This window comes from Halobacillus sp. H74 (genome assembly GCF_052246715.1).
In the GTDB taxonomy this organism is placed as follows: Bacteria; Bacillota; Bacilli; order Bacillales; family Halobacillaceae; genus Halobacillus; species Halobacillus litoralis_A.
Window position 1 is genome coordinate 453,346 of sequence record NZ_JBQQCI010000004.1, and the last position, 24,245, is coordinate 477,590.

Annotated in this window: 24 protein-coding genes, 1 tRNA gene and 1 other RNA gene; 18 read left to right on the forward strand and 8 right to left on the reverse strand. The window is 41.8% G+C overall.

Annotated elements, in window-relative coordinates:
* The first annotated feature begins 6 nt into the window (after nt 1-6).
* Together whiA and ACTWPX_RS11475 are read left to right on the forward strand one after the other, a co-directional pair.
* On the forward strand, nt 7-963 hold the full coding sequence (whiA, locus tag ACTWPX_RS11470) for a DNA-binding protein WhiA (protein ID WP_443119884.1): 957 nt from the start codon (nt 7-9) through the stop codon (nt 961-963).
* Nucleotides 964-1,096: 133 nt separating this feature from the next.
* Nucleotides 1,097-1,351: an HPr family phosphocarrier protein gene (locus ACTWPX_RS11475; protein ID WP_128526031.1), complete on the forward strand. Its 255-nt coding sequence runs from the start codon at nt 1,097-1,099 to the stop codon at nt 1,349-1,351.
* 123 nt (nt 1,352-1,474) lie between these two features.
* On the opposite strand, the gene clpP is transcribed toward ACTWPX_RS11475, so the two are convergent.
* Nucleotides 1,475-2,065, reverse strand: a complete 591-nt coding sequence (gene clpP / locus ACTWPX_RS11480; protein ID WP_128526032.1) for an ATP-dependent Clp endopeptidase proteolytic subunit ClpP — start codon at nt 2,063-2,065, stop codon at nt 1,475-1,477.
* A gap of 399 nt (nt 2,066-2,464) precedes the next feature.
* Here clpP and ACTWPX_RS11485 point away from each other — a divergent pair.
* From ACTWPX_RS11485 to ACTWPX_RS11535, 11 genes are all read left to right on the forward strand, one after another.
* A tRNA-Arg gene (locus ACTWPX_RS11485) sits at nt 2,465-2,540 on the forward strand.
* A 265-nt stretch (nt 2,541-2,805) separates the two neighbouring features.
* A complete protein-coding gene (locus ACTWPX_RS11490) occupies nt 2,806-3,030 on the forward strand; it encodes a hypothetical protein (protein ID WP_128526033.1) in 225 nt (74 codons plus the stop codon).
* Between the two features lie 378 nt (nt 3,031-3,408).
* Nucleotides 3,409-3,630, forward strand: a complete 222-nt coding sequence (locus ACTWPX_RS11495) for a glutaredoxin family protein (RefSeq protein WP_443119885.1) — start codon at nt 3,409-3,411, stop codon at nt 3,628-3,630.
* 150 nt (nt 3,631-3,780) lie between these two features.
* Nucleotides 3,781-4,809 carry a sugar-binding transcriptional regulator gene (locus ACTWPX_RS11500; protein WP_443119886.1) on the forward strand — a complete coding sequence of 343 codons (1,029 nt, stop codon included), beginning with the start codon at nt 3,781-3,783 and terminating at the stop codon, nt 4,807-4,809.
* A gap of 36 nt (nt 4,810-4,845) precedes the next feature.
* Complete coding sequence (gene gap, locus ACTWPX_RS11505; RefSeq protein ID WP_443119887.1) at nt 4,846-5,853, forward strand: type I glyceraldehyde-3-phosphate dehydrogenase; 1,008 nt, start codon at nt 4,846-4,848, stop codon at nt 5,851-5,853.
* Nucleotides 5,854-6,033: 180 nt separating this feature from the next.
* On the forward strand, nt 6,034-7,215 hold the full coding sequence (locus ACTWPX_RS11510) for a phosphoglycerate kinase (RefSeq protein WP_443119888.1): 1,182 nt from the start codon (nt 6,034-6,036) through the stop codon (nt 7,213-7,215).
* A 21-nt stretch (nt 7,216-7,236) separates the two neighbouring features.
* Complete coding sequence (gene tpiA / locus ACTWPX_RS11515; protein WP_443119889.1) at nt 7,237-7,998, forward strand: triose-phosphate isomerase; 762 nt, start codon at nt 7,237-7,239, stop codon at nt 7,996-7,998.
* Nucleotides 7,991-9,529, forward strand: a complete 1,539-nt coding sequence (gene gpmI, locus ACTWPX_RS11520) for a 2,3-bisphosphoglycerate-independent phosphoglycerate mutase (RefSeq protein ID WP_443119890.1) — start codon at nt 7,991-7,993, stop codon at nt 9,527-9,529. The genes tpiA and gpmI overlap by 8 nt, the downstream gene beginning before the upstream one ends.
* Nucleotides 9,530-9,542: 13 nt before the next feature.
* The gene (gene eno, locus ACTWPX_RS11525; RefSeq protein WP_443119891.1) at nt 9,543-10,829 is read left to right on the forward strand and encodes a phosphopyruvate hydratase; all 1,287 of its coding nucleotides are present in this window, start codon (nt 9,543-9,545) and stop codon (nt 10,827-10,829) included.
* An 89-nt stretch (nt 10,830-10,918) separates the two neighbouring features.
* Nucleotides 10,919-11,503, forward strand: a complete 585-nt coding sequence (locus tag ACTWPX_RS11530; protein WP_443119892.1) for a YdcF family protein — start codon at nt 10,919-10,921, stop codon at nt 11,501-11,503.
* Between the two features lie 9 nt (nt 11,504-11,512).
* Nucleotides 11,513-12,115: a nitroreductase family protein gene (locus tag ACTWPX_RS11535; RefSeq protein ID WP_443119893.1), complete on the forward strand. Its 603-nt coding sequence runs from the start codon at nt 11,513-11,515 to the stop codon at nt 12,113-12,115.
* Here ACTWPX_RS11535 and ytzI read toward each other — a convergent pair.
* From ytzI to ACTWPX_RS11565, 6 genes are all read right to left on the reverse strand, one after another.
* Nucleotides 12,112-12,276 carry a YtzI protein gene (gene ytzI, locus ACTWPX_RS11540; protein ID WP_443119894.1) on the reverse strand — a complete coding sequence of 55 codons (165 nt, stop codon included), beginning with the start codon at nt 12,274-12,276 and terminating at the stop codon, nt 12,112-12,114. The genes ACTWPX_RS11535 and ytzI overlap by 4 nt on opposite strands.
* An 85-nt stretch (nt 12,277-12,361) precedes the next feature.
* Nucleotides 12,362-14,080, reverse strand: a complete 1,719-nt coding sequence (gene ptsP, locus ACTWPX_RS11545) for a phosphoenolpyruvate--protein phosphotransferase (protein WP_443119895.1) — start codon at nt 14,078-14,080, stop codon at nt 12,362-12,364.
* A 4-nt stretch (nt 14,081-14,084) separates the two neighbouring features.
* Entirely contained in the window at nt 14,085-14,351 is a 267-nt protein-coding gene (locus ACTWPX_RS11550) for a phosphocarrier protein HPr (protein ID WP_128526045.1), read from the reverse strand.
* 54 nt (nt 14,352-14,405) lie between these two features.
* Nucleotides 14,406-16,301, reverse strand: coding sequence for a PTS fructose transporter subunit IIABC (locus ACTWPX_RS11555; protein WP_443119896.1), 1,896 nt, complete (start codon nt 16,299-16,301; stop codon nt 14,406-14,408).
* A 16-nt stretch (nt 16,302-16,317) separates the two neighbouring features.
* Nucleotides 16,318-17,232, reverse strand: a complete 915-nt coding sequence (gene pfkB / locus ACTWPX_RS11560; protein WP_443119897.1) for a 1-phosphofructokinase — start codon at nt 17,230-17,232, stop codon at nt 16,318-16,320.
* Nucleotides 17,229-17,978, reverse strand: a complete 750-nt coding sequence (locus tag ACTWPX_RS11565; protein ID WP_443119898.1) for a DeoR/GlpR family DNA-binding transcription regulator — start codon at nt 17,976-17,978, stop codon at nt 17,229-17,231. Before ACTWPX_RS11565 ends, pfkB begins: the two co-directional genes overlap by 4 nt.
* Nucleotides 17,979-18,218: 240 nt before the next feature.
* Here ACTWPX_RS11565 and secG point away from each other — a divergent pair, with 240 nt between their 5' ends.
* From secG to rnr, 3 genes are all read left to right on the forward strand, one after another.
* Complete coding sequence (secG, locus tag ACTWPX_RS11570; protein ID WP_128526049.1) at nt 18,219-18,452, forward strand: preprotein translocase subunit SecG; 234 nt, start codon at nt 18,219-18,221, stop codon at nt 18,450-18,452.
* A gap of 183 nt (nt 18,453-18,635) precedes the next feature.
* Nucleotides 18,636-19,379: an alpha/beta hydrolase gene (locus ACTWPX_RS11575; protein WP_443119899.1), complete on the forward strand. Its 744-nt coding sequence runs from the start codon at nt 18,636-18,638 to the stop codon at nt 19,377-19,379.
* A gap of 40 nt (nt 19,380-19,419) precedes the next feature.
* Nucleotides 19,420-21,705 carry a ribonuclease R gene (gene rnr / locus ACTWPX_RS11580; protein WP_443119900.1) on the forward strand — a complete coding sequence of 762 codons (2,286 nt, stop codon included), beginning with the start codon at nt 19,420-19,422 and terminating at the stop codon, nt 21,703-21,705.
* A 314-nt stretch (nt 21,706-22,019) separates the two neighbouring features.
* Here rnr and ACTWPX_RS11585 read toward each other — a convergent pair whose 3' ends face one another.
* Nucleotides 22,020-22,895: a GNAT family N-acetyltransferase gene (locus ACTWPX_RS11585; RefSeq protein ID WP_443119901.1), complete on the reverse strand. Its 876-nt coding sequence runs from the start codon at nt 22,893-22,895 to the stop codon at nt 22,020-22,022.
* A 158-nt stretch (nt 22,896-23,053) separates the two neighbouring features.
* Here ACTWPX_RS11585 and smpB point away from each other — a divergent pair, with 158 nt between their 5' ends.
* Nucleotides 23,054-23,518: an SsrA-binding protein SmpB gene (gene smpB / locus ACTWPX_RS11590; RefSeq protein ID WP_128526053.1), complete on the forward strand. Its 465-nt coding sequence runs from the start codon at nt 23,054-23,056 to the stop codon at nt 23,516-23,518.
* A 97-nt stretch (nt 23,519-23,615) separates the two neighbouring features.
* Nucleotides 23,616-23,976: a transfer-messenger RNA gene (ssrA, locus tag ACTWPX_RS11595) on the forward strand.
* Nucleotides 23,977-24,245 lie beyond the last annotated feature (269 nt).

Sequence of the window (24,245 nt, forward strand, 5' to 3'; positions counted from 1 at the left end):
ACATCCATGTCATTTGCATCTGAAATCAAAAAAGAATTGACCAATGTCGAAGCAGATACTTGCTGTATGGAATCTGAACTAGCTGCACTCGTTAGGATGAACGGAACCTTTTCCTTATCAAATCGTGAGTATATTCTAGATGTCCAGACAGAAAATGCTGCGATTGCCAGAAGGATTTATACGTTAACAAAAAAATTGTATCCATATCCAGTAGAATTGCTAGTCAGGAAAAAAATGCGTTTAAAGAAAAACAATGTCTATATCGTCAGGATGACCGAAAAGGCGAAAGTGGTGTTGGAAGATCTGGGGATTCTTAAGGGACCACTTTCGATAAACCACGACATTCCAGGTAAATACCTCAATGATACATGTTGTAAACGTGCTTATCTAAGAGGAGCGTTTTTGGCAGGTGGATCGGTCAACAATCCAGAAACTTCGTCTTACCATCTGGAGATTTATTCTTCTGATGAGGAACACAACGAGGCGTTGTGCGAGCTTATGAACCGCTTCGATCTGCACGCTCGGACATTGGACAGAAAGAAAGGTTATATAACTTACTTGAAAGAAGCAGACAAGATTACAGAATTAATCAGCAATATCGGTGCGCATCAGGCACTGTTCAAATTTGAGGACGTCCGCATTGTAAGGGATATGCGCAATTCTGTTAATCGTTTGGTGAATTGTGAAACTGCTAATTTAAATAAGACAATCGGGGCTGCTTTCCGGCAAGTGGAGAACATCAAATTCATAAAGCGAACTGTCGGTCTGGAGGCTTTACCTGATAAACTTCAAGAAATAGCCGCGCTAAGGTTACAGCATCAGGAAGTTTCTTTGAAAGAACTTGGTGAGTTTGTTTCTGGAGGCACGATCAGTAAATCCGGCATCAACCATCGCTTAAGGAAGATTGATGAGTTTGCTGATAAAGTGAGAAGAGGCGAAGTGATAGAAAACACAAGAAATTAATGTTTCTTTCACTGATTCATGCTATAATTAACTACAATTATAAACGCTTTCATTGTTAGAAAGCGTTCTTTTCCTTGTAAGATTGAATCCGCTTTCAAAAAACGATAGATATAGCTAGAGAGGAGAATGACTGGTGATTGAAAGTACTGTAAAAATTGAGTTGGAAACAGGGCTACAAGCAAGACCTGCTGCGCAGTTTGTGCAAGAGGCGAATAAATTCGCGGCAGACATATTCATTGAAAAAGAAGAAAAGCGAGTGAATGCTAAAAGTATTATGGGGCTGATGAGCCTGGCTGTTGGTACAGATGAGGATATCAAACTGATTGCAGACGGTTCAGATGAGGAAGAAGCCATTCGTGTTTTGTCTGCTTTCGTGCAGGAAACTTAACGTTATGTATGTGAACTAATGAACGTTCTCGATTAAGGGAACGTTCTCATAAGAGAGAAAAACCGCTGTGAATAATCACAGCGGTTTTCTGTAGTATTGCTAAAGAGATGTAGGAATTACATCTTATTTATCAGATGTTTTCTCCATAACTTTATCGATCAAGCCATAGTCTACTGCTTCGTGAGCTGACATGAAGTTGTCACGATCAGTATCGCGCTCAATGACTTCCATCGGTTGACCAGTACGCTCAGCAAGAATCTTGTTCAGTTTCTCGCGCATTTTGATAATTCTTTTAGCATGAATTTCAATATCTGAAGCCTGACCTTGAGTACCGCCCAGTGGTTGGTGAATCATTACTTCACTGTTTGGAAGAGCATAACGTTTTCCGGGTTCTCCGGCGTTAAGCAAGAATGCACCCATGGAAGCTGCCATACCTGTACAGATAGTAGATACGTTGGGTTTTATGAATTGCATTGTATCATAGATGGCCATACCAGCAGTTATGGATCCACCTGGTGAGTTGATATATAATGAGATATCTTTATCTGGGTCGTCAGCTGCCAGGAAAAGCAATTGAGCGACAACAGAGTTGGAGATGTTATCATCGATTGGGCTTCCGAGCATAATAATCCGATCTTTAAGTAAGCGGGAATAAATGTCGTAAGCGCGCTCTCCGCGATTCGTTTGTTCAATAACTGTAGGGACTAAATTCATTTTAAGTTCCTCCTTATCATCAAATTAATATGATGGAATACATTTATCATACAATTAAGGTCAATGAAGGTCAAACAAAAACATTCGACCTTTTTTTCTACTTAATTAGGAATTAAAAAAGAGCAAATCTTGGGTCTATCTCGATATGTAAACTCTAGTGATGTTCCAGTGATTTTTCTTTTGTTAAGATTCCTTCTAACATCATACCCTAATATTTTTCAGATAAACGTGTAACGTGTTTTATAGCTATATGAAGTGAACAGGAATTTTCAAGACCGCTCAATATATATGCTTTCATTAATATAGAAGAGCCCCCTTGAATTCATATAAAAACGAACTTAATAAAAGGGTTGCGTTTTTCAATGAATCTAATTATAATATTAAATGCATGTCACTTTTGCGCCCGTAGCTCAGTTGGATAGAGCGGTAGATTCCGGTTCTACGTCAGTCGGAGGTTCGAATCCTCTCGGGCGCGCTGAACATTGTCGAAAAAGGTCTTCTTTTATAGGAAGACCTTTTTTTATGTCGAAATTCACATTATATTTTTTCAGTATAATATAAGTGGAAAAAGCAGTTGCATAAATGTTATCTAGAAATACATTACGCAAGTATCACACATAAATTACACTAAGATGTCTTTTTCTTTTGTTATCTCGATGTAGTTTCTAATACCCTTTACTTATGTTATTATTATTTTATGTAATAAAAGACTTTTCGCTTTGAACAGAAAAGGGGTATTTATGACAAACCTAATCCGTTACAAACTGTTGTCAACTGAGGAAATTTCTGAAGACAGACGGATCCACGTGTTCGACATGCAGCAACAACAAAAATTGTCATTTAATTATGAATCGTTGAAGAGAACACCTGAGAACTATGCATGCGGAGAGTTAGCGGATTTCTTACAAAAAAGAAAACTGAAAATTGATAATGGTTTTTATGATGATAAAGGACATGCCTCCTAGAGCGTGTCCTTTTTTTGTTCAATCATTTATAATAGGACTGGATTAGTATAGCGTAGCATCAGTTACACGAGCCCCCTCATCGCGGATTGATTATTTATGGTGGTTCGGGGGAAGGTACCGTATAACAAAGTCCTCTCTTCGGCAAAAGAAGCTCTACTAAAGGATTACCAGAATGGTTGATGATTACGTGTCTAATTGTAATGATTATTAACTTGAATTTAACACAGTGATGGAAAAGACCATTTCTCGAGATTTAACACCGGACTTTTTCTTCTCATGAACTCTCCAGAAATATCGGAACCGATTTCCCGAATACGTACGTGACGTTCAACAGCGGGTTTAACAGATTAATAAGAACAGCTTAATGGAGTGATTGTTGTGTCAGAAGTTATCTTGTATACCAGAAATAAATGCCCTCTGTGCGAAGAGGTAAGGAACCTTATTTCCTTATTCAATGTGGATGTTATCGAAATCGACATTGAAACAGATCCCGTTCTCCTGGAGAATTACATGTTTGAGGTACCTGTCTTAAAGATTGGCAATTATGAATTGGATTATAGGTCTATCGACTACTTTGAGCTGGAAAAGCGTTTACAATAAAAAACGTAATGGTTTCCGCTTGCGTGTAGAGACCCCCACTGTTAATATAAAAATTGAAATGAGATATTTTTTTGCTCCGAGCGGGACATAATATGACTAGCTGGGACGTAATACATCCCAGGTGGAACCATTTCAAAAAGGAGCTTTTCCATGAGAGCGTTCATCGACTTACAAAAAAAATTATTCCCCGATGTCTTGGACGTTATTCAACGGCGTTATCTGCTGCTGTATTACATTCAGATTATGCAGCCTGTAGGGCGTAGAGCTCTGGCAGAGAACGTTGAATTAGCGGAGCGCACCGTCCGTAGCGAGGTTGATTTTTTGAATAAGCAAGGGGCTGTCGAGATTACGTCCAGAGGTATGCATTTAAGTTATGAAGGGCAGAACATTCTCGAACAGTTAGCCGAGTTTATCAAGGAATCTACTGGGATTAAGGTTTTAGAACAGCAATTAAAGGATAAATTAAACCTAGACTATGTCGTTGTTGTTCCAGGTAATAGTGATGAACTCGATTGGGTAAAACAAGAGATGGGAAAAGCTTGTGTCCAATATTTGAAAACGCATATGAGTCCGAATGAGGCGATCGCCATTACTGGTGGTACGACCATGGCTTCGGTAGCACAAATGATGACTCCGCTCAATGGAGCTGATCAATGTTTATTTGTACCTGCACGTGGAGGCTTGGGTGAGAGAGTAGAAAACCAGGCTAATACGATTTGTGCAGAAATGGCAAAGAAAGCAAAAGGTGATTATCGTCTTCTTTATGTACCTGATCCTTTAAGTGAGGAATCATATCAAACCATCAAAGAAGAGCCTTCTATTAAGGAAGTGCTTGATATCATCCGTCATGCAGAAATCGTCATCCATGGCGTAGGGGACGCATTGACGATGGCAGAGCGTAGAAAAACCTCTTCAGAACAACTGGAATTAATCAGAAAGCATGAAGCTGTTGGCGAGGCTTTCGGTTATTATTTCAACAATAGAGGTGAAATCGTTCACAAGGTTCGCACCGTTGGTCTTCAACTGGAAGACTTGCAGCATGCGAAACATGTCATTGCTGTTGCTGGTGGTCGCTCTAAAGCACAAGCCATCGCATCTTATTTCCAACCAGGACAAAGTAATGTCCTGATCACCGATGAAGGTGCTGCACAAGAGTTAATAAGGGAGTTATCCCTTTAAATAAAATGATTTTTATCATCCAAGGAGGAATTTTGCATGACAGTAAGAATTGGTATTAATGGTTTTGGACGTATCGGACGTAACGTTTTCCGTGCTTCATTGAAAAATGACGATGTAGAGGTAGTAGCGGTTAACGACTTGACTGATGCGAACATGCTTGCACACTTGCTGCAATATGATACTGTTCACGGTACTCTTTCTGAAGAGGTTACGACTAACGGTGACAACCTGATCGTAGGTGGAAATGAAATCAAAGTGCTTTCTGAAAAAGATCCAGCTCAACTTGGCTGGGGAGATCTTGGTGTAGATATCGTAATCGAATCTACAGGCCGCTTCACTCAACGTGAAGATGCTAAGAAACACTTGGATGCAGGTGCTAAGAAAGTTATCATCTCTGCTCCAGCTAAACAAGAAGATCTTACAATCGTAATGGGCGTTAACGAAGACCAGTACGACAAAGATTCTCACCACGTTATCTCTAACGCTTCTTGTACGACGAACTGCTTGGCGCCGTATGCGAAGATTCTTGATGAGAAATTCGGTCTTAAACGCGGTATGATGACTACAGTTCACTCTTACACGAACGACCAGCAAATTCTTGATCTTCCACATAAGGATTACCGTCGTGCTCGTGCAGCTGCTCAAAACATCATCCCGACAACTACTGGTGCTGCGCAAGCTGTTGCAAAAGTTCTTCCACAACTTGATGGTAAACTTAGCGGTATGGCTATGCGTGTTCCGACAGCAAACGTTTCTATCGTAGACTTCGTTGCTGAATTAGATAAAAACGTTACTTCTGAGGAAGTGAATGAAGCACTTAAAGCAGAAGCAGAAGGCAAACTTAAAGGAATTCTAGGTTATAGCGATGAGCCACTTGTTTCAACTGACTACAATGGCAACACGCACTCTTCTGTAATCGATGGCCTTTCTACACTTACTCTAGAAAACAACATGGTTAAAGTTGTTTCTTGGTATGACAATGAATTCGGTTACTCCAGCCGTTGTGTAGACCTAGCCGTTTACCTTAAAAACCAAGGCTTGTAATATCTGAGCCATATTTGAAAATACTATGAAAATGATGGAAAGGAGGGGGTCTCATGTCCTCCTCCTTTATCCATGTTTTTTCGGTTCCTGCTTATCGGCGTTTTCATAGTTGATATACGTGGAAACGTACATATGGGGCAGGCGATGAACCTGACCACAAACCAAGGAGGTTGTCATTCTATGAATAAGAAAACAATCCGTGATGTTGAAGTGAATGGACAAACGGTATTCTGCCGTGTCGACTTCAACGTACCGATGAGCGGTGGAGAAGTTACAGACGACACCAGAATCAAAGCTGCTCTCCCGACAATCAAGCACTTGACAGGGAACGGAGCCAAAGTCATTCTTGCAAGTCACCTTGGACGTCCGAAAGGGGAAGTCGTTGAAGAACTTCGTCTTGATTCAGTGGCGAACCGCCTGAGCGACCTTTTAGGTCAAACAGTAACAAAAACGGATGAAGTATACGGAGATGAAGTGAACCAGGCTATTTCTGAAATGGGAAATGGCGATGTACTCCTTATCGAAAATGTCCGCTTCAATCCAGGTGAAGAAAAGAATGATGCAGACCTTGCGAAAGCATTCGCAGATATGGCAGACCTCTACGTGAATGACGCGTTTGGTGCTGCTCACCGTGCCCATGCTTCTACAGCTGGTGTAGCTGAACATATCCCTGCTGTAGCTGGTTTCCTAATGGAAAAAGAAATCAATGTATTAGGAAAAGCACTTTCCAACCCTGAGCGCCCATTCACAGCAATTATCGGTGGTGCGAAAGTTAAAGATAAAATCGGGGTCATCGACAACCTGATTGATAAAGTCGATCACTTGATCATTGGTGGAGGACTTGCTTACACGTTTGTGAAAGCACAAGGTCACGAAATCGGTAAATCTCTATTAGAAGAAGATAAAATTGACTTGGCAAAAGAGTATATGAAGAAAGCAGAAGCCAAAGGTGTCCATTTCCATATGCCTGAGGATGTTATTGTAGCAGATGACTTTTCTGATTCTGCCAATAAACATGAGGTAGCGATTGACAGTATTCCTGCTGATTGGGAAGCCTTGGACATTGGTCCGAAAACAAGAGAGAAATATGCGGAGATCATCAAAGAATCCAAGTTGGTCATTTGGAATGGACCAATGGGTGTATTTGAACTTGAATCTTTTGCTAACGGAACTAAAGCGGTGGCAAATGCTCTTTCTGAAACAGATGGCTATACAGTTATCGGTGGAGGAGATTCGGCAGCGGCTGTAGAGAAGTTCGGTTACGCAAATGATATGGATCACGTATCCACAGGTGGTGGCGCATCCCTTGAATTCATGGAAGGTAAAGAACTTCCTGGTGTGGCACTACTGAACGATAAATAAATAAGGAGAGGTGAAGCAGATATGCGTAAACAAGTGATTGCAGGAAATTGGAAAATGAATAAAACTCATCGCGAAGCGGAAGATTTCATTCAAACAACTAAAAACGAGGTTCCTTCTTTTGATCAAGTGGAATCTGTTGTTTGTGCTCCATTCCCATTTCTACAAAAACTCGTAGAAGCGACAGAAGGCACAAGCCTGAAAGTCGGTGCTCAGAACATGCATTTTGAAGAAAGCGGAGCATTCACTGGTGAAGTCAGTCCAGTTATGCTGAAAGAGCTTGGGGTCACATATGTTGTACTTGGCCACTCTGAACGCCGTGAAATTTTCAAAGAAACAGATGAGCTTGTTAACAAAAAAGTCCATGCTGCTTTCAAACATGGTTTAACTCCAATAGTTTGTGTAGGTGAGTCCCTTGATCAACGTGAAGCAGATCAAACGATGGACGTAGTGGAAACACAAGTGAAAAAAGCATTGGATGGTCTGACGAACGAACAATGTGCAGAAACGATCATCGCATATGAACCGATATGGGCGATAGGCACAGGACGTACAGCAACTTCCGAGCAAGCAAATGAAGTATGTACACACATCCGTAAAGTGGTCAGTGAATTTGTGAATGCAGAAGCTGCAGAAGCTGTGCGTATTCAATACGGCGGCAGTGTGAAGCCTGCGAATGTAGATGAGCTTCTATCTCAGTCCGACATCGATGGTGCTCTCGTAGGTGGAGCAAGCTTGGAAGCTGATTCTTTCCTAAAACTTGTGGAGGCAGGTAAGCATGAGTAAGCAAAACCTGGCTGCATTGATTATCCTTGATGGATATGCTCTTCGGGATGAAGAGAAAGGAAATGCCGTCAAACAAGCGAACACACCTAATTTTGATCGTTATTGGAACAAGTTCCCACACTCCGAGTTAACGGCGTGTGGGGAAGCTGTCGGACTTCCTAAAGGACAAATGGGTAATTCAGAAGTCGGGCATTTGAACATCGGCGCAGGTCGCGTCGTTTATCAAAGTTTGACTCGTATCAACCTTTCTATCCGTGAAGGCGACTTTTTTGACAATGAGATTCTCCTTAACGCGGTACGTGAAGCGAAAGCGAAAAGCAAGGCGCTTCATGTCTTCGGTTTGCTTTCTGATGGTGGAATTCACAGTCATATCGATCATATGATTGCGACGTTGAAGCTTGCTAAAAGTGAAGGGTTGGAAAAAGTATTCATCCATGCCTTTTTAGATGGACGTGACGTTGGTCAACAATCAGCTAAAACGTATCTTAAACAGACATTAGAAGCGGTTGATGAAGTCGGTGTCGGTCAGCTCGCAACAATATCAGGTCGTTATTACGCGATGGACCGTGACAATCGTTGGGAGCGTGTCAAGAAAGCTTATGACGCGATTGCCTACGGTGAAGGCCCGACATACAAGGATCCAATCAAAGCGATTGATGATTCTTATGAAAAAGATATTTATGATGAATTCGTGGAGCCTGTCGTTTTGACTGATGAAGACGGCAAGCCAGTTGGAACGGTAGAAGATGAAGATAGTGTCATTTTCTTTAACTTCCGTCCGGATCGTGCTATCCAACTCTCAAGTGCCTTTGCTAACGATGACTTTACAGATTACGAGCGTGGAGATAAAGCACCCAAACAACTCCATTTCGTTGGTATGACACAGTACAGTGATAAAGTTGAAAGTAAGATAGCTTTTCCTCCGAATGATTTGAAAAATACGGTAGGAGAAGTCTTAGCAGATAATGATATGAAACAACTCCGCATTGCAGAAACTGAAAAGTACCCGCATGTGACATTCTTTATGAGTGGCGGCCGTGAGCAAGAATTCGAAGGGGAAGAGCGCATCCTCATCGATTCACCTAAAGTCGCGACTTATGATTTAAAACCGGAAATGAGCGCTTATGAAGTAACAGATGCTTTGCTGAGCGAACTGGATGCAGACAAGCATAACGCAATCATTCTTAACTTCGCTAATCCGGACATGGTTGGTCACTCAGGGATGCTTGAACCGACCATTAAAGCGATCGAGACGGTGGACGAATGTCTTGGTAAAGTTGTAGACAAAATACAGGAAAAGGGTGGCCATGCCATCATTACGGCTGACCATGGAAACTCTGATGAGGTGACGACCTTAGAAGGAGATGCCATGACGGCCCACACAACTAATCCTGTACCGGTAATTGTGACAAAAGAAGGTGCAGAACTCCGTAGTGGCGGTGTTTTAGGTGATTTATCGCCAACCCTTCTTGAACTGTTAAATGTTGAACAACCTGAAGAAATGACAGGAAAATCATTAATTAAAAAATAAGGGAGAGATATTAATGCCTTACATTACTGACGTATATGCACGCGAAGTCCTGGACTCTCGCGGCAACCCAACAGTTGAAGTTGAAATTTATACAGAATCCGGAGCTTTCGGTACGGCCCTCGTACCAAGTGGTGCTTCTACAGGTGAATATGAAGCTGTAGAACTTCGTGATGGTGACAAGGAACGTTACCTTGGAAAAGGTGTCCAAAACGCTGTGGATAACGTAAATGAAAAAATTGCTCCAAACCTTCTAGGTATGGATGTCACTCAGCAAGTAATCATTGACCAAATGATGAGAGAACTTGATGGTACAGAAAACAAAGGAAACTTAGGTGCAAACGCAATCCTTGGTGTTTCCATGGCTGTTGCCCATGCTGCTGCTGATGTAGTAGGTCTTCCACTTTATAAGTACCTTGGTGGATTCACGGCAGCTACGCTTCCAACACCAATGATGAATATCCTTAACGGTGGCGAGCATGCTGATAACAACGTAGACATTCAAGAATTCATGGTTATGCCAGTCGGTGCGCCAACATTCAAAGAAGCTCTACGTATGGGTGCAGAAATTTTCCACTCTCTTAAAAAAGTCCTTAGTAACAAAGGATATAACACTGGTGTAGGTGATGAAGGTGGCTTTGCTCCTGATTTAGGATCTAACGAAGAAGCTCTATCTACAATCATCGAAGCGATCGAAGCAGCTGGTTACAAGCCGGATGCTGAAGTGAAGCTTGCAATGGACGTTGCTGCCTCTGAAATCTATGAAGACGGTAAATACAACCTTAAAGGTGAAGGTGTCGTGCGCACCTCTGAAGAAATGGTTGACTGGTATGAAGAGCTTGTCAACAAGTATCCAATTGTCTCCATTGAAGATGGTCTTGATGAGAACGATTGGGAAGGTACAAAACTTCTTACAGAGCGCATTGGTGACCGTATCCAGCTTGTTGGTGACGACTTGTTCGTTACAAACACAGAGAAACTTGGCCGCGCAATTGAAGAGGGTATTGGGAACTCCATCTTGATTAAAGTGAACCAAATCGGTACTCTTACTGAGACATTTGAAGCAATTGAAATGGCGAAACGTGCGGGTTACACTGCTGTCATCTCTCACCGTTCTGGTGAAACAGAAGATGCAACAATCGCTGACATCGCTGTTGCAACAAATGCTGGTCAAATCAAGACTGGTGCTCCATCCCGAACAGACCGGGTAGCGAAGTACAACCAACTTCTTCGTATCGAAGACCAGTTACTGGGAACAGCTACCTATGCGGGCGGAAAAGCGTTCTATAACTTGAATAAATAAATTCGCAAATGAGCCTCTCTGATGATTCAGGGAGGCTTTTTTCTATGATATGATAATGTTAGACAAACAGGAGTAGGAGAAAATCATTCATGAAACGACTGGTTAAAATTGTTTTTCTTATTTGCCTTTTCTATGGGCTTTATACTGGTTACACTGTATGGACCTTTGGAGAAGAAGAGGAGATACCTGAGGCTGATGCAGCTATTGTCCTTGGTGCTGCTCAGTGGGATGGGAAGCCTAGTCCCGTATTTGAAGGACGCTTGAAACAAGGGATTGAATTGTATGAAGAAGGTAAGGTTGAATATTTAGTGCTGACAGGTGGAACGAGTGAAAATGCTGCTTCCTCAGAAGCGGAAGTAGGGAAAGATTACGCCATCGCACATGGAGTTGCAAAGGAAGATATTTTATATGAAGATCGATCTTTAATGACAGAGGACAACCTGAAAAATGCCAAAAAGGTGTCAGGTGAGAAGAGCATCGATACATTCCTATTGATCAGTGATCAATTTCATTTGAAGAGAGCTGTGATTATGGCAGAAAACCAAGGGATGGATGTAAAAGGGGTCCCGACCCAATATTCGGCTTATGAATCATTAGAAACTAAGTTGCCTTTCTTCTTAAGGGAATGGGCCTATCTAATGGTCCAGCAAGTCACGAAACTGCTGATTGTATGAGGTGAGCATATGGATCTGTTAGAAGCGATTATAAACCGGCGCTCTATTCATGAGTACAAAAATGAACAAATAGACCGAAAAGTATTGAAGCAGATCTTTTCCAAGGCTTGCTGGGCCCCTAACCATCGAATGAAAGAACCATGGAGCATCAAGCTCTATCAAGGCGATGGGAAAATGGACTATGCCAAAAAGGTGATCGATAGTTATGATAGAGAAGGTTTTTTCAACAATTACGATCATCAAAAAAGCAATAAGATGAAAGAGGGAATCCGACAGTTTCTTCTCAATATCCCTCATCATGCTTTAGTCTATATGGAGCGTGACCCTGACCAAAGAAAGTATGAAGAGGACTATGCTGCTGTGTGTGCTTATATCCAAAACGTTCAGCTACTTGCGTGGGAGGCAGGTATAGGCGTTTTATGGACCACAAGCCCATATTTACATGATAATGAATTTGTTCGGGATATCGGACTTGATTCGTCCGATTATAAGCTTGTTTCGGTTTTGCAGATGGGTTATCCTCTTCGCATTCCTAATCCGAAAAAAAGAACGCCCATTGAAAATAAGATGCAAATTATAGACAGTGGAGAAACAAAAAAAGCTGACGCTTAATTGGCGTCAGCTTTCTTGTTCTTTTCATTTAAGTGATCCTCATCTGGTAAAGGATCAACGGTGTGTTTGTAATCATAACCTTTTGAAACAGCCATGCCGAACATAGCGGCAATCCCCAAAACAATAGCAATACATACGAGCATGATAACCGTAAATGTCATGGAAACACATCTCTTTCTTTAGATCATAACAGAGGTGAAGTTCTTCTCTGGACACACCTATTTTCCCACATAATGAATAAGAATACTACTTTGTTTGTGTTTTTTCTTTCACGAAAGCGACAACTTCTTCAGCTGTGCCCATTGAAAGGATTTCGTCTTTATATGAAGATAATTCTTTCTTGGAAAGCTCTCTGATTTGTGTACGTGCAGGTAAGATGGAAGTGGCACTCATACTGAATTCGTCTAACCCAAGCCCCAATAGGATCGGAATTGCGATTTCATCACCAGCCATTTCTCCGCACATACCTGCCCATTTACCTTCAGCATGAGCAGCTTCGATGACGTTATTCACAAGGTTCAAGATCGCAGGATTGTATGGTTGGTACAGGTAAGAAACCCGCTCATTCATACGGTCTGCAGCCATCGTGTACTGAATCAAGTCATTTGTACCGATACTGAAGAAGTCCACTTCTTTAGCGAATTGACGTGCGATGACAGCCGTTGCTGGTATTTCAACCATCATACCGACTTCGATCTCATCAGAAATTTCTTTCCCTTCGCTCTTCAAGTTTTCTTTTTCTTCTTCAAGAATCGCTTTTGCCTGACGGAACTCTTCAAGTGTCGCTATCATCGGGAACATGATTTTTAAATTTCCATGGACACTTGCACGCAGCAATGCCCGAAGTTGGACACGGAAGATGTCATCGCGTTCCAGGCAAAGACGAATCGCACGATAACCCAGGAATGGATTCATTTCTTCAGGCAGGTCGAGGTAGTCCAGTTCTTTATCTCCGCCGATATCAAGGGTACGGACGACGACAGGCTTGTCCCCCATTTGCTTAAGAACGGAAGAGTAGGCGTCAAACTGCTCTTCTTCTGTCGGAAGCTGGCTTTTCCCCATGTAGAGGAATTCTGTACGATAAAGACCTACACCTTCACCACCGTTGTTGAGCACACCTTGAACATCTTCGGGAGTACCAATATTAGCTACAAGCTCAACATGCTCCCCTTCAGATGTGACAGTTGTTTCATCCTTTAGCTTTGCCCACTCTTGCTTTTGTTTCTCGAAATCATCTTGTTTTTGCTTGTACTCTTCGATTTGAGCATCAGTTGGATCAATGATCACATCACCATTAATGCCATCTACGATGACCATTGTATCTTTGGGAGCCTGAGAAGTAATATTCTTAGTCCCTACTACAGCTGGTATCTCAAGCGAGCGGGCCATGATTGCAGAATGCGAGGTACGACCACCGATATCAGTTGTGAACCCTTTGACAAACTGTTTATTCAACTGAGCTGTATCGGAAGGTGTTAAATCATCAGCAACGATGACGACTTCCTCATTAATCAATGCGGGATCAGGAAAAGTCACTCCCAGTAAGTGAGCCATCACACGTTTGGTCACATCATGAATGTCTGCAGCGCGTTCACGCATGTATTCGTTATCCATGTTTTTGAACATGTCAATGAACATATTGGCCGTTTCCGAAAGAGCAGCCTCTGCATTTACATTTTCGCTTTTGATTTTATCCTCGATCGGTTTGATTAGTTCAGGGTCGCTGAGGACCAATAGATGAGCGGAGAAGATCTCTGCATGCTCATCGCCTAGTGATTTTTTTGTGTGTTCTTTAATCTTTTCAAGCTCTGACTTAGAAATATCCAAAGCTTCGTGGAGGCGTTTAACCTCTTGTTCCGGTTGTTCGATATCTGATTTACTGAAAGAGAGGTCTGGAGCTTCCAGACGATAGACTTTAGCAATAGCGATACCGCTGGAAGCTGCAATACCTTGAAGCTGTGTCATGCCTTTATTCCCCCAAACCTTCATTCTTCATTGTTGTTTCCAAATGATCGATTGCTTCTTGTTCGTCACTACCTTCTGCAGTGATTTTCACTTCAGAGTTTGCTGGGATGCCTAGGCTCATGATTCCCATGATGGATTTCAAGTTTACAGACTTTTCTTTGTAGTGCAAGTTAATATCAGACTCGTATTTACCAGCGTTCTGAACAAGAACTGTGGCAGGACGAGCGTGTACACCGTCTGAGGATGTAATTGTAAATGTTTTTTCAACCATTATAATTCCTCCTAAAAATTCGTATTGTATATGAGTTACCCTAACTTTACTATTTTAAGCCTTTCGGAGGTCTTTTTTCAAGAATCCTACAATAATTGCAGAAAGAATCGAACCGGCAATTATTGCCACAAGGTAAAGTGCGATTTGCATTAAACCACCTTCAACAAGCGGGGCGACGATGATACCGCCATGTGGGGCGCGTAAACCTATTCCGAACAACATCGTCAACATTCCGGTCAATGCGCTTCCTGCGACCATGGATGGGATTACTCGTGCAGGGTCTGCAGCGGCAAATGGAATCGCACCTTCGGTTATGAAGAATGCACCGAGTGGATAGGCTGCCTTTCCTGTTTCGCGTTCTTGATTAGTGAATTTGTTTTTGAAGAATGTCGTTGCAAGTCCCATAGCAAGTGGCGGGACCATACCGCCTGCCATTGCAGCAGCTATGAACGTATAGTTTCCGGCATCTAAAGCTGCGATACCGAATGTGTAGGCTGCTTTATTTACAGGACCACCCATATCTACCGCCATCATTCCACCTACAATTAATCCGAGCAGGGCCAAGTTTGAACCACTCATACGATCAAGAAGATCGAACAGCCATGTGTAGACGCTTGTCAAAGCAGGGTTGATGAGTAACATAATCATACCTGTTCCGAAAATCGCAAGGACAGGATAGAGCAATACGGTTTTCAAACCATCCATTACAGCTGGAAGGCCTTCCAGTAACTTTTTGACCAATAATGTCAAATAACCAGCTAAGAAACCTGCAATCAAACCGCCTAAGAAACCAGAGCCATTCCCGGCACCTTCAACGGTTTGGGTAATGGCGATCAAACCACCGACCATACCTGGTGCAAAACCGGGCCGGTCTGCAATGCTAGATGCGATGAAACCAGCCAGTACAGGAACAAGCAGGAAGAAAGCATTGCCGCCGCCAATGATATTCAGCATTTCGGCGAAGCGGTTGTACTCTTCATTTGATGGATCTGCAGAATTGATTCCCCAGAAGAAGGAAATGGCAATTAAAATTCCGCCACCGACGACAAATGGGAGCATGTTTGATACACCATTCATCAAGTGTTTATAAAAGCCAGTACGTTGACCTTTTTCCTCAGATGAATCCTGGTTGCTTCCTCCACCTTGATAAATCGGAGCGTCTTTGTTTACTGCTTTATTGATTAGTTCTTCAGGTTCGTGAATGGCTTTTGCTACTGGAACTTCAATGACAGGCTTGCCATTGAATCCTTCCATATCGACTTTCGTATCAGCGGCAACGATAATGGCATCGGCTTCAGCAATGTCATCTTGGGTAAGACGGTTTTTTACTCCGCTAGAGCCATTCGTTTGAACTTTGATATTAACGCCCATTTCTTTTGCTGTCGCTTTTAATTTATCAGCCGCCATATACGTGTGGGCGATTCCTGTCGGGCAGGCGGTGACTGCAAGTATTTTCCCTGCAGTTTGTTCGGAAGAGTCTTCTTCGTTATCTTCCTCTGCTTCTTTGGCATTAATGGCTTCAATCACGTCTGCTTCAGTTTTAGCAGCTTCCAACTGAGCGCGGAAATTGTTATCCATCAAAAAGGAAGATAATCGGGATAACGTCTCCAAATGAGTATTGTTAGCTCCCTCTGACGCAGCGATCATAAAGAACAGTTTTGTCGGTTGACCATCTAATGACTCATAATCCAACCCGTCTGTCGAACGTCCGAAAACGATGGCAGGGTCTTTAACCGCTGATGTCTTCGCATGGGGGATGGCAATCTCGTCACCAATTCCTGTAGTGCTCTGTTGCTCGCGGTCTTCAATGGCCTTCTTAAAAGCATCGCGGTCATTAAGTTTACCGGCTGCATCTAATTTTCCGACCAATTCATCAATTGCTTCAGGTTTTGAAGCGGCTGTCATATTTAACAAAATCGTATCTTTTGTCAATAAATCAGTGATTTTCATATTGGTTCACTCCCATTTATTTTATTTCAGATATGCTGATTTGCTCGAGCAGTGCCTGTACATCTTTCTGTTGGCATAAATCATCTTGGAAAGCTGTAGCACTCCCTGAGGCTACTCCATAACGGAATGCATTCTCCATAGTCTCTTCTTTCGCCATTGCTGATAGAAAACCAGCTACAACCGAATCGCCGGCGCCGACAGAATTCTTCACTTTACCTTGTGGAACGTTGGCAAATAATTTCTGATCTTTGTTTATATATACAGCGCCTTCGCCTCCCATTGAGACTATGACATGCTCAACATTTTTATCGATGAGTTTTTGACCATATTCCGCTGCTTTTTCTTTAGAGTCGACTGTAACTCCGAATAATTCCCCAAGCTCGTGATGATTGGGTTTCAGTAAGTAAAGGGGATGACCGATCAGTTGTTCCAGAGCTTTCCCAGAAGTGTCCGCGACTACTTTTATTTTATTTTTGGCACAAATTTCAGTCATAGTCACATAAAAATCATCTGGTAGAGAGGAGGGGACGCTCCCAGCTAACACGAGTGTATCTTTCTCTGTAAACGTTCTGATCTTCATGAGAAGCTCTTCCTGAAGTTTTGCAGAAATTTCAGGCCCAGGCCCATTGATCTCTGTCTCCTCATCACTCTTTAACTTGACGTTCACCCTTGTATTCTGTGAAGTGTCTATAAACCCATGAGATACAGATTCTTTCTCCAAGAATTCTTTAATGAATGCTCCTGTGAAACCACCGATATAACCTAGCGCTTCCGTTGTTATCTCTAAACGGGCCATCACGCGAGAGACATTGATTCCTTTGCCGCCAGGGTAGTAAAACGTTTGATTAGATCTATTCAGACCACCTGCTTCAAATTCTTCCACGTTCATGATGTAGTCGATGGAAGGATTCAAGGTGCATGTGTAAATCATGTTGTCACAACCTTTATATTCGTTTTATTAGTATAATCCTCTAGTAAGTTTCCCTTATAATCCGTAACTATTTCAGCTTCCGGTAAATCCAAAAATTTTGTGAAGGCGACTTCATTGAATTTGGAATGATCGATGAGGATATATCGTTTTCGGGATAAGTGGACTGTAGTTTGTTTGATGGATGCTTCCTCTGGGTCAGGTGTAGTGAAACCATCCGCCAATGTAACCCCGTTTGCTCCCATGAAGCATTGGTCGAATCGGTATTGTTGTAAGCTTTGTAAAGCACCTGCGCCAACAACGGCTCCAGTACGATGTTTTACTTGGCCACCGATCACATACGTTTTTATATTATGTTCACTAAGCGCATCCAAATGGCTCAAACCATTTGTAACTACTACAATATCTTTTTGTTTCAAATAAGGAATCATTTCAAATGTTGTGGAACCAGCATCAATGAAAATACAATCACCATCTTGGACAAGCGATGCAGCGAATTTCGCTATGAGTTGCTTTTCGCGATGGAATTTAGTGATTTTTTCTCCCATCGTCGGTTCAGCACTTGCTGACCTTCTTAATGAGGCTCCACCATGTACACGAAGTAACAACCCTTGTTTCTCCAGTTGATCCAAATCGCGGCGGATCGTTGATTCTGATGCACCAGTAACTTCTACCAAACGCTTGATCTTTGCTGTATGATCGTTTTTGACTGTTTCTAATATCAGTTGATGGCGGTCAGGTGTCAGCAATACTAAACATCTCCTTGCTCGTTTCATTACCTCTATAGTAAAGGAAAGCCCTTACAAAAATCAACCATAAATAATCAAAAGTAATCAAAAACTTTCATGGATTATCACAGAAGAATATTACCTCTGCCGATTGGTCGTTTGTGAGAGGGCGGAAGCTACAGAAATAAGCTTGCTGACCCATTGGTTTTATGCTACATTTAAACTAGTTATTTGTACGTCTTTAGGAGGTGTTGGCACATCATGGAAACACTTGCAATTACTTTATTGACCATTGATACAATTGCTATGATTGTACTTGTTTTATTACAATCTGGTAAAAGTGCCGGTCTTTCAGGAGCGATTTCTGGTGGAGCGGAGCAATTGTTCGGAAAACAAAAAGCACGTGGGATTGACGCTGTTTTGCATAAAGCAACGATTGTAACAGGCGTCTTGTTCTTCGTTTTAGCCTTTTTGACGGCTTATATTTTAGGTTGATGACTACTTTATGAAACGACCGCGCTCGAAAAGAGCGCGGTTTTTCTATTTCAATAAAGGGAAATATAAGGGAGTCGGACACAAAATGTGTAAACACATCTTTAATTTGGTAAAATAGAAAACATTGTGGATAAGAATGAAAATATAAAGATAAGGAAATAGATGAAGTAAGGAGAGAATGAGATGAAGATTAAACAACCTCAGCCTTTTACGTTTGAGGAAGGCGAACGTGCGGTATTATTATTACATGGATTCACAGGACATTCCGCTGATGTCCGTATGCTCGGACGTTTCTTACAGAAGCATGGGTACACCTCTCATGCTCCCATTTATGCAGGTCATGGGAAAGAACTTGAAGCTTTGATTGAAGCGAGACCTGAAGATTGGTGGGCAGATGTTAAACAAGCCTTGAATCATCTGCGTGAATTAGGCTATAAGAAAATCGCTATAGCTGGCTTATCTCTCGGAGGAGTGCTTGGTTTGAAATTGGCTTACTCTGAACCAGTTAAAGGGCTGGTGACGATGTGCGCCCCGGTGTTCTTTGATAATGAAGAACAGCTGACCAAAGGTTTTGAATTTAAAGCTCGCCAGTATAAGCAATTAGAAGGCAAATCCAAAGAAAACATTGATCAAGAAGTGAAAGAGCTGCTCGGCGAATCAGAAGAAATGTTCAAACAGCTGGGTGGATTGATTAATGAAGTCCACGATGATATAGATCAAATCTATACACCGACATTCGTCGTTCAAGCTGAACAAGATGAAATGATAAACACTGAAAGTGCAAACTATATTTATGAGCAAGTAGAAACAAATCAAAAAGATATTAAATGGTACAAAAACTCTGGACACGTGATCACAATGGATAAGGAAAAAGAACAATTGCATGAAGACATACTTGAATTCCTTGAATCCCTCGATTGGTCATAATTTCAGAGTCTTGTCCTTGATTTAAAAGGAGGTAAGACAATTGAGTACAGAATTAAAACAGCAAACACTGAAGTTTTTTAAGGAAAATGCATCAAAACCACTATCCGTTCAAGAACTTGAAGAAGCATTGGAATTTAATGATACTGATGACTTCAAGAATCTTATGAAGGCACTTAATGAGTTGGAAGAGGAAGGGGAACTTGTAAGAACACGTAAGAATCGCTTCGGTCTTCCTGAAAAAATGAATTTGATCCGTGGCCGTATCCAAATGCATGCGAAAGGGTTCGCCTTTCTTATTCCTGATGAAGAAGATAAAGATGATGTTTACATTCATCATTCTGATTTGAATTCATCTATGAATAATGACAAGGTACTTGTCCGTATTGAGAAACGTAAAGAGGATGGCACGCGCCCGGAAGGTACAGTTATCCGTATTCTTGAAAGGGCGACTACCAGAGTCGTGGGTACTTATGAATCAAGTCGTAATTTCGGCTTTGTCATTGCAGATGATAAAAGGATCCCAAATGACATATTCATTCCTAAAGGGCAGACCAATGGAGCAGCTGACGGTCATAAAGTGATTGTCAATATTACAAAATTCCCTGAAGACCGTATGAGTGCAGAAGGGGAAATTGTAGAAATCCTTGGACATAAGAACGACCCGGGTATTGATATCATCTCTATCATCTATAAGCATGGAATCCAAGTTGATTTTCCGGAAGAAGTTTTGGAGCAGGCTGGGAATACGCCTGATGAAATTAGTGAAGATGAAATTAAGAACCGACGCGACCTTCGTGACGAAACTATTGTCACTATCGATGGTGCGGATGCCAAAGACTTAGATGATGCCGTCATGGTCAAAAAGCTTGATAATGGAAATTATAAGCTTGGTGTCCATATTGCGGATGTTACTTATTATGTCGATGAAGGATCGTCGATTGATAAAGAAGCACGTGAACGCGCCACTAGTGTTTACTTGGTCGACAGAGTTATCCCGATGATTCCACACCGTTTATCTAACGGTATTTGTTCTTTGAATCCACAGGTGGATCGACTTACCCTTTCTTGTGAAATGGAAATTGACAGTAGTGGTGAGGTCGTAGGACATGAGATCTTCCAAAGTGTTATCAAGACGAATGAACGGATGACATATAAAGATGTGAACAGTATTTTAGAAGATGGGGACCCGGGTTTAATTAAGAAATACGAAGATCTTGTCCCGATGTTCCGTGAGATGGAGGGTCTTGCCAGTACATTGCGTGGAAAGCGTATGGGACGCGGCGCTATCGATTTTGACTTCAAAGAAGCGGGTGTCATTGTGGATGAAGAAGGCAAGGCCGTAGATGTTAAACTTCGTGAACGTTCAGTGGCAGAGCGCCTTATTGAAGAATTCATGCTCGCTGCAAACGAAACGGTCGCTGAACATTTCCATTGGATGGATGTACCGTTTATCCACCGTATTCACCAGGACCCGGATGAAGAAAAATTACAAAACTTCTTTGAATTCGTAGCGAATATGGGCTATGCGGTCAAAGGAACTGCCGATAATATCCACCCGCAAGCATTACAAAAAGTATTGGAAGAAGTAAAAGGTTCCCAAGAGGAAATGATCATCTCTAAACTGATGCTTCGGTCTATGCAACAAGCGAAATACGATCCTCAGGGGCTTGGTCACTTCGGTTTAGCGACCGATTTTTATACTCACTTTACGTCCCCGATCAGACGTTACCCGGATCTTACCGTCCATCGCTTAATCCGTACGTATCTGGTTGAAGAGAAACTTGATTATAAAACACGGAAGCATTGGAAGGATCAAATGCCTGAAATCGCTCGGCACTCTTCAGAGATGGAAAGAGCTGCAGTTGATGCAGAGCGGGAAACCGATGACTTGAAGAAAGCGGAATTCATGCAAGACAAAATCGGGGAAGAATTCGAAGGAGTAATCAGTTCAGTTACAAGTTTCGGAATGTTTGTTGAGCTCCCGAACACTGTTGAGGGACTGGTGCATGTAAGCACCCTTACCGATGATTATTATTCTTTCCGGGAAAAAGAGTTCGCAATGATTGGTGAACGTACCGGCAACATTTTCCGAATTGGTGATGAAGTCACCATTCGTGTGACCAATGTCAATTTGGATGAACGCGTGGTCGATTTCGAAATTGATGGGATGAAGCCTAGAAAAGAAAGAAAACGCCCTGAACGTCCAAAACAAATTAATTCAAAAGCACCGGAACGGAAGAAAGATAAGAAGAAAAAGCAAAAAGGCAATAAGCCTTTTTACAGAAATAAAGGTGTTTCCAAAAAGGGTAGTAAAAAGAAGAAATAGTGATGAAAAACGCGCGAGCATCCTCGCGCGTTTCCCATTGGCTCAAACCAGTTAGGTTTATACATTGATGAGATCACTGGACTTTGAATAAGAGGCAAAACTTGTTGTATAAAACTGAATTTATTTTACATTTAAGTTACTTGTTACATAGCTCATACAGATTATTGGTCACAAATCGCTTCTCATTTTAATGGCCGGATTAGGCAGACACAGGTTTCCTTTTCCTAACCATTCATTTATCGTCAGGGGAAGTAATGAAACGATTGGCCCCTCTCCTTCCAGCTATCAGGCAAAGCAACTTCATAGGGGAACATTTATTGGCTGTTGGTATTTTTCCACATGCCATAAAGGATCCATGGTTTCTGGACATTATAAGGAGTAAGGTCTTGAATGTTTTTTAATCCTTCATCAGAGAAGTCGATCCAGCATCCAATGTTATCAGGGTTGTTATTCCAATGGTCTATCAGAGTCTCGAAAAACCCTGCCTGCTTATAGTGGTCGTTCCAAAAATATTTCACATGAGAGTAATCATATTTTTTTGTGTCATTTTTTATTATGACAAATCGAGTTCCTGTGGGGTTTTGATAAAAAGTAGCATTGTTTAGATACTCATCTGTTAAAAGAGCTTCCTCATATGGGAGAGGGTAGTAACATTCATATGGGAACACTTGTAGAGCGTTGTCCTCCAATTCCGATAACAGGTCTCTTTTCTTGTCCACATCTTGGACAATGTCCCATACAGGCCCTGGGGTGTGGCCTGTCAACAAATCTGGACGGACCAATGTCAAATAGTGAAGGACAGGACCTTGTTGAATTCCCAGTTTATCAAGAACACGTCTTGCAGGAAGATTTCCCAAATGTGTATTTGCCCCAATCCAGCTTACTCGAGGATCACTTTTTAATTGGTCCACTACAGATCTTAATAATTCTGTAGCGTTTCCTTTCAATTGAAAACGAAGGTCACTTCTCAACCTTCCCAGCATGGCCAATTTTTTTTGGCCGAATAAACTGTAGCCACCGACGGCTAACATTTGTTCATCTTGAAAAAGTCCGAAAAGTTCATGGTTGTCTGATTCTATTAGCCGATCAAAAATACGGACTACATAATCTTCATCTATCCCTGTATCCATTGCTTCAAGCGCAGGCAGGTCATCCACTGTCAATGGTTTTACATTCAATATTCGCTCCATAAAATATGGCTCCTTTACTTATCATCTGCAAAATAATATTCTCACAACGCAATGGATAAAGTCTATTCAGACAAATTAGAGTGGCAGACCCTTTTTGAATTGGAAACAATGGGGACTTTTGATAAAATAAAGGGTACGCACCAGAGGAGGAAACCGTTATGCCAAGAGGAAATGGAAAAGCGATAGCTCAAAATAAAAAAGCAAGACATGATTTTACCATTGAAGAAACATTCGAAGCAGGTATTGTTCTGCAAGGGACAGAAATCAAATCGATCCGGAACGGTCGTATTAATCTGAAGGACAGCTTTGCGCGAATCAATAAAGGAGAAGTGTATTTGCATAACATGCACATTTCACCTTATGAACAAGGGAATATCTTTAACCATGAACCGACACGAGCAAGAAAACTGCTGCTGCATCGCAAACAAATCAACCAATTGATCGGTCAGACACAGCAAAAGGGTTACTCCCTCGTCCCCTTGAAAGTATATATAAAAAATGGGGTGGCCAAAGTTTTAATTGGACTTGGTAAAGGGAAGAAGAAATATGATAAACGTGAGGATCTTAAGCAAAAGCAGCAAAAACGTGAAATTGATCGTGCCATCAAAGACAGTTTAAGGTAGTAAGGTCTTGAAAAAAGATATATTTGTGCTATAATAGTAGTTGTCGTTAAAAAACGATATGGATAAACAGCTTGACTGTTATCCCTTTAATCCTAACGGGGACGTTACGGATTCGACGGGGATAGGTCGAGCTCGGGTCGCGAGTCGAGCGACGTCTCGTAAAACGTCATTTGCCTATAATAACTGGCGAATCTAACGAAAACCTAGCTGTAGCTGCGTAAGTAGACTATAGCTGATCCTTCCTGGTATCGCCCATGTGCTAGATGAAGGGTCTCAAACTAAAGTGGGCTACGCGTTTTTCCACCGCCTGAGGAAAAACGAAGAGACTAATCAGGCTAGCGCCTTGGAAGCCTGTCGATAGGTCGAAGAGGTAGCGAAATATAATATATCGACTACGCTCGTAGAAGCCCGAGTGCCGATATCTCCGGACGTGGGTTCGACTCCCACCGTCTCCACCAATACATACATTGGTGGTTTTTTTATATGTTTTTTTAGGGATTTACCAATAAAAGGGACCTCAGGTCATCCATTTTCTGGATGACCTGAGGTCTTTTTTTTATTTCCTTTTTTCATGTGCAGCGGGTAAAAGAGAGGTCTTGCTTATCATTATATCCAGATTAATGGTTAGTGGCCGCACAATTGTGTAATATTGTTGGGCAATACCTGGAAACGGTTTCTTTTTCCTTATAGACAAACATAGAGAACATGATACAATCATAAATGAATA